The following is a 14,190-nucleotide window of genomic DNA, read 5'->3' on the forward strand; positions in this document are numbered from 1 at the left end:
GCGCTGACGAGATGAACGGCAACATGAAGCGAAGCATTCAGGCATTGACCCATTCACGAGACGAGGGACGGGGAACATGACACAAGCAAGTCATAACGGAACAACGAATGGGACGAACGTGGCCGACGCCGCACGGGCCGGAAGGCAGACGGCCTTCTCGATCGCGCGCGTGGGTAACGATGGCGCGGTGGCCGAGCTCACGCTCGATCGCCCGCCCGTCAACGCGCTCGACAGCGAGGACTGGTACGCGCTCGCGGCGGCCATCGACGCGCTCGGCCGCGACGACGGCGTGCGCGTGATCGTGCTGCGCGGCGTGGGGCGCGGCTTTTGCGCGGGCGTCGACATCAAGGAGCTCTCGGCGCATCCCGAGCGCATCGTGGCGGTGAACGCGGGCAACTACGCGACGTTTCGCGCCGTGCACCGCAGCCCGAAGCCCGTGATCGTCGCGGTGCACGGCTTCGTGCTGGGCGGCGGCATCGGCATTTGCGGCGCGGCCGATATCGTGATCGCCTCACAGTGCGCGCGCTTTGGCGTGCCCGAGATCGACCGCGGCGCGATGGGCGGCGGCGCGCATCTGCAAAGAATGTTCGGTGTGCAGAAGGTTCGCGCGATGTACTTCACGGGCGATATGGTGCACGCCGATGAAGCATGGCGGCTGGGCGCCGTGGAGCGCGTCGTGCCGCGCGAGCAGTTGCGCGACGCGGCGCTCGAACTCGCGCAGCGCATCGCCGAAAAGAGCGGCACGATGCTCGCGCTCGCGAAGGAAGCGCTCAACGGCGTGGAAGACGGCGACCTCGAAGACAAATACCGCTGGGAACAGGGCTTCACGCTGCAGGCCTATATGTCGAACGATTCGACCGAAGCGCGCAGCGCGTTCGTGGAAAAGCGCGAGGCGCGCTTCGACGCGACGCAATCGGGCGAGGGCCGCGCATGAAGCTCGACTACACACCGCAACAACGCGCGTTTCGCGAGGAAATCCGCGCGTGGCTTGGAGAGCACGTGCCGCGCGCGCCGTTGCCGAGCTTTGATACCGAAGCGGGCTTTGCCGCGCATCGAGAATGGGAGCGCACGCTGCACTCGGGCCGCTGGAGCATGGTCACGTGGCCGCGCGAGCTGGGCGGGCGCGGCTGCGATCTGATCGAGTGGCTGATCTTCGAGGAGGAATACTGGCGCGCCGACGCCCCCATGCGCGTGAACCAGAACGGCATCTTCCTGCTCGGCCCCACGCTGATGGACTTCGGCACCGACGAGCAGAAGGCGTGCTTCCTGCCCGCGATGGCCTCGGGCGAGCACGTGTGGGCGCAGGGCTGGTCCGAGCCGAACGCGGGCTCGGACATGGCCGCGATCCGCACGAGCGCGTTTCGTGACGGCGACGACTACGTGATCAACGGGCAGAAGATCTGGTCGACGCGCGCGGTCTGGGCCGACTGGCTGTTCGGCCTCTTTCGCAGCGACCCGCAGTCCACGCGCCACCACGGCCTCACATTCCTGATGGTGCCGTTGAACGCGCCGGGCGTGACGGTGCGGCCCATCCGCCAGTTGAACGGGCAGACGGGCTTCGCCGAGATCTTCTTCGACGACGTGCGCGTGCCGGCCGCCAACCGCATCGCGGGCGAAGGCATGGGCTGGCACGTGGCGATGGCGACGGCGGGCTTCGAGCGCGGCCTGATGCTGCGTTCTCCCGCGCGTTTCCAGCGCACGGCCGAGGCGCTGCGCGAGTTGCTGCTCGCGCATCCCGAGGCGGCGCGGCGCGACCCGTCGCTGCGCGAGCGCGTGGCCGCCGCGTGGATGGATGCGCAGGCCTATGCGCTCTCCACCTACATGACGGCGAGCCGCTTGCAGAAGGGCGGGCATATCGGCGCGGAATCGAGCACCAACAAGGTGTTCTGGTCGGAGCTGGATTTGCGGCTCCATCAGACGGCGCTCGACATTCTGGGCGCACAGGCGGAGGTGGTGCCGCACGGCAGCGCGGCGCATGCGCGCCTCGGCAACTGGCTCGACGGCTTCCTGTTCGCGCAGGCCGGGCCGATCTATGCGGGCACCAACGAGATCCAGCGCAACATCGTCGCCGAACGCATGCTGGGCATGCCGCGCGGGTAGGGCAGACATCGAACAAGCGGCTCGCCGCCGCCGGCCATTCGATTCGGAATGCTGACGATATCGAATGGGCGCGGCGCGGCAACAGGGAGACATATGGACTTTTCATTCAACGAAGACCAGGAAGCGCTGGCCGATACCGTACGGCGCTACCTGATGACCGAGCTCACGCCGGAGCTGATCCGCGAGCTCTGGGAGACCGGGACCGGGCGCTCGGAAGCGGGCTGGGCGCAACTGGCGGCGCAGGGCATGACCGCGGTTTCGGTGCCCGAGGCGCTGGGCGGCCTGGGCATGTCGGCGGCCGAATGGGCGCTGCTCGCGCAAACGTGGGGCTATTTCGGCGGACCCGATACGCTGATGGACACTTCGCTCGTGACCGTGGCACTGCTCGCACGGCTGCCCGCGAGCGACTGGCGCGACACGCTGCTCGCGCAGATCGCGGCCGGCAACGCGCGCGTGGCGCTCGGGCATTCCGTGAATCCCTATGTCGCCGATGCACATGTCGCGCACGTATTGCTCTGCGAGCGCGACGGCGAGCTGCATCGCGTGGCGCCCACCGCATGCACGCGCAAGGCAGTCGAAAGCGTGGACCCGTCGCGGCGTCTCTTCGAGCTGCAATGGACGCCCAATGCCTCCACGCGTATCGCCGATGCGGACGAAGCCACGCCGCTCATCGCCGCGATGCTCGATCACGGCGCCTTCGCGGTGGCCGCGCAGTTGCTCGGCCTCACGCAGCGCGTGCTCGACGCGGCCATCGACTATACCTCGGAGCGCAAGCAGTTCGGCAAGCCCATCGGCGCGTATCAGGCCGTGAAGCATCTGCTCGCCGACGTCGCGATCCGCTACGAGTTCGCGCGCCCCGTGGTCTATCGCGCGGCCTGCGCGCTCGCCACCGACGACCCGCAGCGCGCGCTCTACGTCTCGCACGCGAAGCTCGCCGCGCTCTCGGCCGCGCAACTGGCCGCGCGCAATGCGATTCAGGTGCACGGCGCGATGGGCTACACGTGGGAGCTCGACCTGCAGATCTTCGTCAAGCGCATCTGGGCGCTCGCGGGCAGTTGGGGCGACGCCACGTTTCATCGCGAGCGCGTGGCCAGCACGCTCATCGACGCACGGATGCCCATCGGCCCCGCGCGCACCTTCGAACTGGAGTGACGGGAGTGACCATGAAACAAGCCTATATCGTCGATGCGCTGCGCACGCCCACGGGCCGCCGCAAGGGCACGCTCGCGCCGGTGCACGCCGCCGACCTGGGCGGCTTCGTGCTGCAGGAGATCGTCAAGCGCAACGCGATTCCCGCCGAGGATTACGACGACGTCGTGTTCGGCTGCGTGGACACCATCGGCCCGCTCGCGGGCAATATCGCGCGCACCTGCTGGCTCGCGGGCGGCCTGCCGCTCACGGTGCCGGGCGTGACCGTGGACCGCCAGTGCGGCTCCTCGCAGCAGGCCGTGCACTTCGCGGCGCAGGCGGTGATGAGCGGCACGCAGGACGTGGTGATCGCGGGCGGCGTGCAGACGATGACGCAAATCCCCATCTCGTCGGCGATGACGGCCGCGCTGCCGCTCGGCTTTTCCGACCCGTTCTCGGGCAGCGCGGGCTGGCGCGCGCGCTTTGGCGACGCGCCGGTTTCGCAATTCGGCGCGGCGCAGCGCATCGCCGACCACTGGAGCCTTTCGCGCGAAGCGATGGAGCGCTATGCGCTGCAGAGCCACCAGCGAGCGGTGGCCGCCATCGAGGAAAAGCGTTTCGAGCGCGAGATCGTGCCGTGCTTCGGCCTCGCGCGCGACGAGACTCCGCGCCCCGACACCTCGCTCGAAAAGATGGCGTCGCTCGAAGCGCTGATGCCGGGCGGCTCGCTCACGGCGGCCGTGTCGAGTCAGACCTGCGACGCGGCGGCGGCGCTGCTGATCGTCTCGGAGGAGGCGCTGCGCCGCTACAACCTCACGCCGCGCGCGCGCATCCATCACCTGAGCGTGCTCGGCGACGACCCGCTCTGGATGCTGACCGCGCCGATTCCCGCCACGCGCCACGCGCTGAAGAAGGCGGGGCTCGCGATGAACGACATCGACGCGGTGGAGATCAACGAGGCGTTCGCGTCGGTCGCGCTCGCGTGGCTCGCGGAGACCGGCTACGACCCGGCGCGCACGAATCCGAACGGCGGCGCGATCGCGCTGGGGCATCCGCTGGGCGCAACGGGCGCGCGTCTCATGACGACGCTGCTGCACGAGCTCGAACGCACCGGCGGTCGTTACGGACTCCAGACGATGTGCGAAGGCGGCGGCCTCGCGAACGTGACGATCGTCGAGCGGCTTTGAAGCCCGCATCGGCAATGGCGTGCAAATAGCGCGCACATGGCTCGTGCGGCTCGATCCGCACGAGCCACGGCAAGAGCAATACAACGAGAGGTCAGGCATGGGAATCTGCAAGGAACGGACGGTGATCGTCACGGGCGCGGGCGGCGGGCTGGGGCGCGCCTATGCGCTTGCGCTGGCGGAGCAGGGCGCGGCGGTCGTGGTCAACGATGTGCGCGAAGACGCGGCGCGCGCCGTGAGCGAGGAGATCGCGCTGGCGGGCGGCCGCGCGATCGCGAACGCCGACGACATCACGCGCATGGACACGGCGCAGCGCATCGTCGATGCCGCGCAGGACGCGTTCGGCACCGTTCATGCGCTCGTGAACAACGCGGGCATCTGCCGCGACCGCATGTTCACGAGCATGACCGAAGACGACTGGGACGCCGTGATGCGCGTGCATCTGCGCGGCCACTTCTGTCTCGCGCACATCCTTGCGCGCGGCTGGCGCGACGCCGCGAAGGCCGGCGCGCCGGTGGCGGGGCGCATCGTCAACACGAGCTCGGGCGCGGGGCTGCAAGGCTCGATTGGGCAATCGAACTATGGCGCGGCCAAGGCCGGCATCGCGGCGCTCACGCTGATGCAGGCCGCCGAACTCCAGCGCTATGGCGTATGCGTGAACGCGCTCGCGCCCGCGGCGCGCACGGCGATGACCGAGACCGTGTTCGCCGAGGTGATGAAGAAGCCCGAGGACGGCGGCTTCGACGCGTTCGATCCGGCCAACGTCGCGCCGCTCGTCGTGTGGCTCGCGAGCGAGGCATCGGGCGCGGTGACGGGGCAGGTGTTCGAAGTCTCGGGTGGCGTGATCGCGGTGGCCGAAGGCTGGCGCACGGGGCCGAGCGTGGACCGGGGCGCGCGCTGGCCCGCGAGCGAAGTGGGCGCGGCGGTGACGGCGCTCGTCGCGCAGGCGCGCCCGGCGCAGCGCGTCTATGGAAGCTGACGCCATGGACCTCGTACTGAGCGAAGAGCAGGTCATGATCCGCGAGAGCGCGGCCGAAGTGCTCGCGCAGCAGAGCGCATCGGCCGACGTGCGCCGCGCGATCGAGGGCCACGCGGGCTACGACGCGGCGCTCTGGCAGACCGTGGCGGCGGAGCTGGGCTGGTGCGGCTTGAGCGTGCCGGAGCGCGCGGGTGGCGCGGGGCTGGGCGCCACCGAATTAGTTCTGCTGATGGAGCAGCTTGGGCAGCGGCTCGCGTGCGTGCCGTACTTCGGCACGGCGGTGCTGGCCGCGCAGGCGCTGGCCCGCTGCACGGAGGACGAAACTCACGCGAGCGAAGCGGACGCGGGCAGCGAGGAAGCCGTGCGCTGGCTCGCGCGCATCGCGGCGGGCGAGACGCGCGCCGCGCTGTCGATCGATCATGCGGCGCCGTTTGAGGCCAACGAATTATCGAGTCTGGCGGCGCTGGCATTGACCGTCGAAGCCAGTGAAACACTGGACGGCTTCCGCCTGACCGGCGCACTCGCCGCCGTGCTGGACGGCGTGATGGCCGACCTGCTGCTCGTGCCCGCGCGCCTCGCCGATGGCGGCCCTGACGAGATCGCGCTCTTCGCCGTCGAAACGGCGCACGCGGGTGTGACGCGCACGCCGCTCGCGACGCTCGACGCCACGCGCCCATGCGCGGCCATCGCGCTGAACGACGTCCGTGTGGCGCGAGCCGCATGCCTCGCGCGCGGCGCGGCGGTGCAGCAGGCGCTTGCGGAAACGGCATGGCTCGCGGCGCTCGCGCTCGCGGCCGAGCAACTGGGCGGCGCGCAGCAATGCCTCGACCTCACGCTCGCCTACACGGCGGAGCGCGTGCAGTTCGGGCGCGCCATCGCCTCGTTCCAGGCGGTCAAGCATCGCTGCGCGGAAATGCTCGTGGCGGTGGAGGCGGCGCGCTCGGCAGTGATGGGCGCGGCAGCAGCGTGGGACGCGGCGCAGGGCGCGCCCACCGCTGCGCAATACGCCGATATCGCCGTGGCCAAGGCCAGCGCGAACGACACGTTCCGCTTCTGCGCGCAGGAAGCCATTCAGTTGCACGGCGGAGTGGGATTTACCTGGGAGTACGATCCACAGCTTTATTTCAAGCGTGCGCAGGCGTCGGGCGCGCTGTTCGGCTCGACCTCGCGGCTGTTGGGCTGGCTCGCGCGACATGTGATCGACGGCGCGCGCTGCGATGCCGTCGACCCCGTCTCCACAGGGGTACTTGCAGGAGCCCACGCATGAACGCACGCATCGATCCTGATTTCAGCGATAAAAGCGCCAGCCACGAAGCACGGCTGCGCGCCGAGGTGGCCGCGTGGATGGCCGCGCACCTTACCGGCGAATTCGCCTGCCTGCGCTACCGCGGCGGCCCCGGCGACGAGGACGCGTTTCCCGCGCTGCGCAAGGCGTGGGAGCGCGAGCTGGCGGCGGGCGGCTGGACTGGCCTCGGCTGGCCCGTGGAGGCGGGCGGGCGCGGCTGGAGCATCGCCGACCAGGTGATCTTCCACGAGGAATATGCGCGCGCGGGCGGCCCCGGCCGCATGGGCCACATCGGCGAGGGCCTGCTCGGCCCCACGCTGATCGCCTGCGGCAACGCGGACCAGCGCGCGCGCTTTCTGCCCGGCATCCTCGCAGGCACGCAGTTCTGGTGCCAGGGCTATTCGGAGCCCGGCGCGGGCTCGGACCTCGCGAACGTGCGCACGCGCGCTGAACGCCAGCCCGACGGCGCATGGCGCATAGACGGCCAGAAGGTCTGGACCTCGCTCGCGCACGACTCCGAATGGATCTTCGTGCTCGCGCGCAGCGACCCGCAATCGCGCGGCAACAAGGGCCTCTCGTTCCTGCTCGTGCCGCTCGACCAGCCCGGCGTGGAGATCCGCCCGATCCGCCAGATGAACGGCGGCGCGGAGTTCAACGAAGTCTTCTTCGACGGCGCGCGCGCCGAAGCCGCCGATCTCGTGGGCGAGCCCGGCAACGGCTGGCGCATCGCGATGACGCTGCTCGGCTTCGAGCGCGGCATCTCCACGCTCGGCCAGCAGATGCAGTTCATCCGCGAGCTCGACTGGGTGATCGAGGCGGCGCGGGAGGCGGGCGTGGCCGACGATCCCGCCATCCGCGCGCGTATCGCGAAGGCATGGGCCGGGCTGCGCACGATGCGCTACAACGCGCTGCGCATGCTTGCGGGCGCGGGTAATAACGCATCGGCAGCGCCCGATAAATCATCGCTTATTTATAAGTACTACTGGTCGAACTGGCACCGCGATCTGGGCCAGCTCGCGATGGACGTGCTCGGCGAGCGCGCGAATCTCGTCGATGCGAACGACCAGAAGCGCAGCCGCCTGCAGGGCGTGTTCCTGTTCTCGCGCGCCGACACCCTCTACGCCGGCACCAACGAAATCCAGCTCAACATCATGGCCGAGCGCGGGCTCGGCATGCCGAAAGAACCCAGAGGTCAAGCATGAATGCATCCCAAGGTCTCGCCATTGCGCCGCCCTATGTGGCCGGTCATCAACTGCTCGCGGGCAAGTCGGTGCTCATCACCGCCGCTGCGGGCGCGGGCATCGGCTTCGCGGCGGCGCGGCGCAGCGCGGAGGAGGGCTGTCGCGCGCTGTTCATCTCCGATATCCACGAGAAGCGCCTGACCGAAGCCGTCGCGAGGCTGCGCGACGAAACCGGCCTGGACGCCATCCACGGCCGCCTGTGCGACGTCTCCAACGAAGAACAGGTGCGGGCGCTGGTGGCCGAGGCGGAGGAAAAAACCGGCGGCGTGGACGTGCTCGTCAACAACGCGGGCCTGGGCGGATCGTGCCGCCTAGTCGATATGGACGATGCGCAATGGTCGCGCGTGATCGACATTAGCCTTACCGGCACGTTCCGCATGATGCGCGCGATGCTGCCCCACATGCAGGCGCGCGGGCGCGGGACGATCGTCAACAACGCTTCTGTGCTGGGCTGGCGCGCGCAGGCGGAGCAGGCGCACTACGCGGCCGCCAAGGCCGGCGTCATGGCGCTCACGCGCTGCACGGCGCTGGAGGCCGCGCCGCATGGCGTGCGCATCAACGCGGTGGCGCCCAGCATTGCGCTGCACGATTTTCTGAAGAAGTCGGCTCCGGCCGAACTGCTCGAACAACTGGCCGCGCGCGAAGCTTTTGGGCGCGCCGCCGAAGTCTGGGAGGTGGCAAACGTGATGGTGTTCCTCGCAAGCGACTACGCGTCGTATCTCACCGGCGAAGTGCTCTCCGTGAGCAGCCAGCACGCATGATGAGCACGCTCGACGCGACTCCCGAGGCCACGCCCGTGCGCGTGTTCGCGCAACCGGCCGAACTGCTCGAAGCGGTGGGCGAGCGCCTTGGCGCGAGCCCGTGGTTCGCCATCGACCAGGCGCGCATCGACCTGTTTGCCGACGCCACGCTCGATCATCAATGGGTCCATGTGGACCCCGAGCTCGCGCGCAGCGGCCCGTTCGGCGGCTGCATCGCGCACGGCTATCTCTCGCTTTCGCTCGTCAACTACTTCCTGCCGCAGATCGTGCGCATCGACGGCGCGCGCATGGGCGTGAACTACGGCTGCGAGCGCGTGCGTTTTCCGGCGCCGGTGCGCGTGGGCGCACGCGTGCGCGGCGTGGCCGAGCTGCTGCGCGCCGAGGCGCTCGAAGGCGGCGTGCAGGCGTGGATACGCGTGAGCGTCGAGATAGAGGGCGAGCCCAAGCCGGGCTGCGTGGCCGACACCATCAGCCGCTACTACTTCTGAGTCCAGATTGATTTCATCCGTGATACGGAAAAAACGGGAATACATTCGATGAACGAAGCCGTGATTGTCTCGGTGGCGCGTACGCCCATCGGCAAGGCCTACCGGGGTGCTTTCAACGATACGGAGGCGCCCGCGCTGGGCGGCCACGTGGTGCGCGAGGCCGTGGCGCGCGCGGGTCTCGAAGGCCGCGAGGTCGACGACGTCATCATGGGCTGCGCCGCGCAGCAGGGCACCCAGGGCTACAACATCGGGCGTCTTTCGGCGATTGCCGCTGGGCTGCCCGCGAGCGTGCCCGGCATGGCACTCGACCGCATGTGCTCGTCGGGGCTCATGTCGATCGCGGTGGCCGCGCGCAGCATCGCCTGTGGCGACGCGGACATCGTCGTGGCGGGCGGCGTGGAGTCGATCACGCTCACACAGAACCGCCACAAGAACAGCTATCGCGCGCGTGCCGAGAGCGTGCTCGCGCAGCAGAGCGCCGCCTATATGGGGATGATCGAGACGGCCGAAGTGGTGTCGCGCCGCTATGGCATCAGCCGGATCGATCAGGATGCCTATTCACTTGTGAGCCAGCAGCGCACGGCCGCGGCGCAGGCCGCGGGGCGCTTCGACGCCGAGATCGTGCCGCTCGACGTGCGCCGCGCGCTGTTCGACAAAGAAGGCAACGTCACGGGCCATGAAGCGGTGCGCGCCGAACGCGACGAATGCAACCGCGCCGAGACGAGCGCCGCGAGCCTCGCCGCGCTCAAGCCCGTCTGGAGCGGCGGCGAAGCCGTCGCACAGGGCGAATTCATCACGGCGGGCAATGCCTCGCAGCTTTCGGACGGCGCGGCCGCCGTCGTGGTGATGAGCGCGCAAAGCGCCCGCGCGCGCGGCCTCGCGCCGCTGGGCACGTTCCGCGGCCTCGCGGTGGCGGGCTGCGAAGCCGACGAGATGGGTATCGGGCCCGTCTTCGCGGTGCCGCGTTTGCTCGAGCGCCACAAGCTCACGGTCAACGACATCGGCCTCTGGGAGCTCAACGAGGCGTTTGCGTGCCAGGCGATCTACTGCCGCGACCAGCTCGGCATTCCGATGGAGCGCCTGAACGTGAACGGCGGCGCGATTGCGCTGGGCCATCCGTTCGGCATGTCCGGTGCGCGCATGACGATGCACGCGCTCATCGAGGCAAAGCGGCGCGGCGTGCGGCTCGCCGTGGTGACGATGTGCATCGGCGGCGGCATGGGCGCGGCCGCGCTGTTCGAAGTCGCGGCGTAGACCGCGAGACAAGTCATACCCAAGCCGTACACGCAGTACCCGCCGCGCACGCATGGCAGCGATGCAGCGGCGGCCGCAGCAAAAAAAGCACAACAGCAATACGTACCACCTGGAGGAGACACTCCGTGAAAAATACGCTTCCCGGCCTGCTGATGTCGGCGGCGGTGCTGGGCGCGGCGCTGTTCGCGTTCTCGCCGCGTCCGTTGCCCGCCTTTCCCGCCAGTACCATCGCGGCCAATCATCTGCAGATCAACGGCCTCGCGCAAGCGGGCTCGCGCACGGTTGCCGTGGGCGAGCGCGGCGTGATCCTGCTCAGCGACGACGCGGGCGCAAGCTGGCGCCGCGCCACGGTCGCGCCCGACGAGGCCTCCACGCTCACGCAGGTGTTCTTCGTTTCGCCGCGCATCGGCATTGCCGTGGGGCACGACGGCTGGATCCTGCGCACCGTGGACGGCGGCGAGCACTGGCAGGAAACCCACTTCGACCGCCGCCACTCCGACCCGCTGCTCGCGATCTGGGGGCAGGCGAACGGGCCGATCTTCGTAGCCGGCAGCTTCGGACAACTCTTCGTTTCGCACGACGAGGGCGCGACGTGGAGCGCCGAAAAGACCCCGACGGGCGACCGCCATCTCAACGCGATTGCGGGCGACGGCAAGGGGCGCATCGTGATCGCGGGCGAGACGGGCACGCTGCTCGTCTCCAACGACGACGGCGCGACCTGGGACAAGCGTGCGTCGCCGTATGCGGGGTCGCTCTTCGGCGTGCTGCCGCTCGCCGACGGCGAATGGCTCGCCTACGGCATGCGCGGCAACGTGCTGCGCTCGGCGGACGGCGGGCAGACGTGGACCCACGTCGACAGCGGCGTGGGCGTCTCGTACTTCGGCGCGACGCAGTTGAAGGGCGGGCGCCTCGTGCTGGTCGGGCAGGGCGGCGCCATCGTCACCTCCGACGACGCGGGCGAGCACTATGCCGTGCGCAAGGCGGGCGGCGTGCAGAGCCTGGCCGCCGTGCTCGACGAAGGGCAAGGCCGCTTGCTGGTGGCCGGCGAGGCAGGCGTGGCGCGCTGGACCATGCCCGCGCAGACCGTGCCCGCGCCGCGCGACCTCGCGAATGCCGCGAAGCTCGCGGGTTCCAATGCCAACGCAAACGCTTCGTCGAACGCACCATCGAACGCACCGTCCTGAGGCCAAGGAACCCCGAGTCCTCCTCGCCGCGTTAGATCGCAGTGCAAACCATTGCGCCAACCCGTTGCGCCAATCCGTTGTGAGACGCACCATGACCGCCTCTACCCGCTCCACCGCGCTCGCGCGCTTCGTCGACCGCTGCGCCGGCGCCATCATGCGCCACCGCCTCGTGCTGCTCGCCATCTGCGTGGCGCTAACCGCCGCGTTCGGCTACTCGGCCACGCGGCTGCGGCTCGACCCGGGCTTCAACAAGATGATCCCGATGGAACACCCCTATATGCAGGTGTTCAACCGCTACGCCAGCGCGTTCCCCGGTGCGAACACGGTCCTCGTGAGCCTGCGCTGGAAAGGCCAGGGCGACATCTACAACGAGCAGTTCATGGACGAACTGCGCCACGCCACCGACGACGTCTTCTTCATCCCTGGCGTGAACCGCTCGCGCGTGTTCTCGCTCTTCACGCCGAACGTGCGCTACACGGAAGTGACCGAAGCGGGCTTTCGCGGCGATGTGGTCGTGCCGGGCCAGTTCAGCAGCGCCAATCCCGCCGATCTCGCGAAGGTGAGCCGCAACGTGGCGCGCTCGGGGCAGATCGGCCGGCTCGTGAGCAACGACCTGAAGGCCGCGCTGATCCGCGCGGAGCTGCGCGAGACCGACCCCACCACGGGCAAGCACCTCGACTACGGCGCGGTGGCCAGGCAGCTCGAACAGATTCGCGCGCGCTACGCGAACCAGAACGTGGAAGTGGACATCATCGGCTTCGCTAAACTCGTGGGCGACGTGGAGGCCGGCATCGCGGGCGTGATGGTGTTCTTCGGCATTGCGTTCGCCATCACGGCCGCGCTGCTGCTCGCCTATACGCGCTCGCTGAAGACCACGGCGCTTGCGCTCGCCGTCGCGCTGCTGCCCGTGGTGTGGCTGCTGGGCGCGCTGCCCATGCTCGGCCTCGGCATCGATCCGATGTCGATTCTCGTGCCGTTCCTTATCTTCTCGATTGGCGTCTCGCACGCGGTGCAGATGACCAACGCGTGGAAGCAGGCGCTGGCCACGGGCCTTTCCTCGGTGGACGCCGCGCGCGATGCGTTCCGCAAGCTCTTCGTGCCGGGAACGGTGGCACTCCTGACGAATGCGCTGGGCTTCATGGTCATCATGCGCATCCGCATCGACATCGTGCGTGAACTGGGCGTGACCGCGTGCCTGGGCGTGCTGCTGATGATCGTCACGAACAAGGTGTTCCTGCCGATCCTGCTCTCCTATACGCGGCTCGAACGCGGCGCGCTCGCGCGTGCCCAGCGCAGCGCTGTGCGCCGGAAGCAGGGCGGCTGGGCGCGCTTCGGCGTGTTCGCGCAGCCGCTGCCCGCACTCGGGGTGTTCGCCGTGGCGCTCGCGCTGCTCGCGTTCGGCGCCGAGGCCTCGCGCGGCCTCCAGATCGGCGACATCGGCACGGGTGCGCCCGAGCTGCGCGCGAACTCGCGCTACAACGTGGATAACGCGCGCATCACGAGCCAGTACAACATCGGCGTGGACGCGCTCGCCGTGATCGTGGAAACGCAGGGCTACGACGACGCCTGCCTCCACTACCCGGTGATGAGCGCGATCGAGCGCTTCGAGATGCAGATGCGCGGCGTCTCCGGCGTGCAGTCGGTGGTGAGCGTGCCTTCGCTCGCGAAGGTCTCGATTGCCGCGTTCAACGAGGGCAATCCGCGCTGGGCCGCGCTGCCGCGCTCCGCCGATGGCCTCACGCAGGGCGCGAGCGCGTTCGATCCCGACAACGGCATGAACACCGAGAACTGTCAGGCCATCCAGGTGCTGATCTACACGGATAACCACGAGGGCCGCACGATCGCGCACATCGTCGACGAGATCAAGCGCTTCTCGGCCGAGGACGAGACCCAGGGCGTGGCCTTCCGCCTCGCGGGCGGCAACGTGGGCGTGATGGCAGCCACCAACGAAGCCGTGGCCGACGCCGAGATCGCCATGCTGCTCTCCATCTTCGGCGCCATCGCGCTGCTGTGCCTCGTGACGTTCCGCTCGTGGCGCGCGGTGCTGTGCGTGATCGTGCCGCTCACGATCGTCTCGATCCTCTGCAACGCGGTGATGGCGAAGCTCGGCATCGGCCTGAAGGTGGCGACGCTGCCGGTCATCACGCTCGGCGTGGGCGTGGGCGTGGATTACGGCATCTACCTCTACGAGCGCCTGCAACACGAAGTGCGCGCGGGCGCGAGCCTGCCCGAAGCATTCGGCGAGGCGATGCGCCAGCGCGGCACGGCGGCGCTCTTCACGGCGGCAACGATGTTCATCGGCGTGGGCACGTGGGCCGGTTCCGCACTGAAGTTCCAGGTGGACATGGGCGTGCTGCTCGCGTTCATGTTCCTCGTGAACCTGTTTGGCGCGGTGTTCCTGCTGCCCGCGCTGGCCGCCTGGCTCGGCGTGGAGCGCGCGGAGCGGCGCGTGGGCGAGCGCAGCCGCAGCGTGGAGGGCGCGCAGGGCGCGGCAAGCGGCGTGCGCCACGCGAGCGTGGAGGAGCCCGCGCATGCGCGGCCCTGAGCTGAATGAGTCGCCACGCCGGTTAATCAGCAAACCTGACT

12 protein-coding genes are annotated in these 14,190 nt (G+C 69.2%); all 12 read left to right on the plus strand.

Annotated elements, in window-relative coordinates; genetic code table 11:
* The first annotated feature begins 76 nt into the window (after positions 1-76).
* The 12 genes from U5775_RS01225 to U5775_RS01280 all read left to right on the plus strand — a co-directional run bounded on the left by U5775_RS01225 (position 77) and on the right by U5775_RS01280 (position 14,149).
* On the plus strand, positions 77-934 hold the full coding sequence (locus U5775_RS01225) for an enoyl-CoA hydratase family protein (protein ID WP_322056294.1): 858 nt from the start codon (positions 77-79) through the stop codon (positions 932-934).
* Positions 931-2,100 (plus strand): acyl-CoA dehydrogenase family protein, encoded by a 1,170-nt coding sequence (locus U5775_RS01230; RefSeq protein ID WP_322056295.1) that lies wholly within the window; start codon positions 931-933, stop codon positions 2,098-2,100. The genes U5775_RS01225 and U5775_RS01230 overlap by 4 nt, the downstream gene beginning before the upstream one ends.
* 93 nt (positions 2,101-2,193) lie before the next feature.
* Entirely contained in the window at positions 2,194-3,252 is a 1,059-nt protein-coding gene (locus U5775_RS01235; protein ID WP_322056296.1) for an acyl-CoA dehydrogenase family protein, read from the plus strand.
* 11 nt (positions 3,253-3,263) lie between these two features.
* Entirely contained in the window at positions 3,264-4,415 is a 1,152-nt protein-coding gene (locus tag U5775_RS01240; protein ID WP_322056297.1) for an acetyl-CoA C-acetyltransferase, read from the plus strand.
* Between the two features lie 97 nt (positions 4,416-4,512).
* Positions 4,513-5,391: an SDR family oxidoreductase gene (locus tag U5775_RS01245; protein ID WP_322056298.1), complete on the plus strand. Its 879-nt coding sequence runs from the start codon at positions 4,513-4,515 to the stop codon at positions 5,389-5,391.
* Between the two features lie 4 nt (positions 5,392-5,395).
* Positions 5,396-6,658 (plus strand): acyl-CoA dehydrogenase family protein, encoded by a 1,263-nt coding sequence (locus U5775_RS01250; protein WP_322056299.1) that lies wholly within the window; start codon positions 5,396-5,398, stop codon positions 6,656-6,658.
* Positions 6,655-7,878, plus strand: a complete 1,224-nt coding sequence (locus tag U5775_RS01255; RefSeq protein WP_322056300.1) for an acyl-CoA dehydrogenase family protein — start codon at positions 6,655-6,657, stop codon at positions 7,876-7,878. The genes U5775_RS01250 and U5775_RS01255 overlap by 4 nt, the downstream gene beginning before the upstream one ends.
* Positions 7,875-8,678 carry an SDR family oxidoreductase gene (locus U5775_RS01260; protein ID WP_322056301.1) on the plus strand — a complete coding sequence of 268 codons (804 nt, stop codon included), beginning with the start codon at positions 7,875-7,877 and terminating at the stop codon, positions 8,676-8,678. Before U5775_RS01255 ends, U5775_RS01260 begins: the two co-directional genes overlap by 4 nt.
* Positions 8,675-9,166, plus strand: a complete 492-nt coding sequence (locus U5775_RS01265; RefSeq protein ID WP_322056302.1) for a MaoC family dehydratase — start codon at positions 8,675-8,677, stop codon at positions 9,164-9,166. Before U5775_RS01260 ends, U5775_RS01265 begins: the two co-directional genes overlap by 4 nt.
* 48 nt (positions 9,167-9,214) lie before the next feature.
* Complete coding sequence (locus tag U5775_RS01270; protein WP_322056303.1) at positions 9,215-10,420, plus strand: acetyl-CoA C-acyltransferase; 1,206 nt, start codon at positions 9,215-9,217, stop codon at positions 10,418-10,420.
* Between the two features lie 125 nt (positions 10,421-10,545).
* The gene (locus tag U5775_RS01275) at positions 10,546-11,604 is read left to right on the plus strand and encodes a WD40/YVTN/BNR-like repeat-containing protein (protein WP_322056304.1); all 1,059 of its coding nucleotides are present in this window, start codon (positions 10,546-10,548) and stop codon (positions 11,602-11,604) included.
* A 91-nt stretch (positions 11,605-11,695) separates the two neighbouring features.
* Positions 11,696-14,149, plus strand: a complete 2,454-nt coding sequence (locus U5775_RS01280; protein WP_322056305.1) for an efflux RND transporter permease subunit — start codon at positions 11,696-11,698, stop codon at positions 14,147-14,149.
* The last annotated feature ends 41 nt before the right edge of the window (positions 14,150-14,190 follow it).

The organism is Paraburkholderia sp. J63 (assembly GCF_905220245.1).
In the GTDB taxonomy this organism is placed as follows: Bacteria; Pseudomonadota; Gammaproteobacteria; order Burkholderiales; family Burkholderiaceae; genus Paraburkholderia.

Bases quoted from the DNA above. Each gene is read 5' to 3' on its own strand.
- U5775_RS01225 (WP_322056294.1), top strand. From the start codon at position 77: ATGACACAAGCAAGTCATAACGGAACAACGAATGGGACGAACGTGGCC.
- U5775_RS01230 (WP_322056295.1), top strand. From the start codon at position 931: ATGAAGCTCGACTACACACCGCAACAACGCGCGTTTCGCGAGGAAATC.
- U5775_RS01235 (WP_322056296.1), top strand. From the start codon at position 2,194: ATGGACTTTTCATTCAACGAAGACCAGGAAGCGCTGGCCGATACCGTA.
- U5775_RS01240 (WP_322056297.1), top strand. From the start codon at position 3,264: ATGAAACAAGCCTATATCGTCGATGCGCTGCGCACGCCCACGGGCCGC.
- U5775_RS01245 (WP_322056298.1), top strand. From the start codon at position 4,513: ATGGGAATCTGCAAGGAACGGACGGTGATCGTCACGGGCGCGGGCGGC.
- U5775_RS01250 (WP_322056299.1), top strand. From the start codon at position 5,396: ATGGACCTCGTACTGAGCGAAGAGCAGGTCATGATCCGCGAGAGCGCG.
- U5775_RS01255 (WP_322056300.1), top strand. From the start codon at position 6,655: ATGAACGCACGCATCGATCCTGATTTCAGCGATAAAAGCGCCAGCCAC.
- U5775_RS01260 (WP_322056301.1), top strand. From the start codon at position 7,875: ATGAATGCATCCCAAGGTCTCGCCATTGCGCCGCCCTATGTGGCCGGT.
- U5775_RS01265 (WP_322056302.1), top strand. From the start codon at position 8,675: ATGATGAGCACGCTCGACGCGACTCCCGAGGCCACGCCCGTGCGCGTG.
- U5775_RS01270 (WP_322056303.1), top strand. From the start codon at position 9,215: ATGAACGAAGCCGTGATTGTCTCGGTGGCGCGTACGCCCATCGGCAAG.
- U5775_RS01280 (WP_322056305.1), top strand. From the start codon at position 11,696: ATGACCGCCTCTACCCGCTCCACCGCGCTCGCGCGCTTCGTCGACCGC.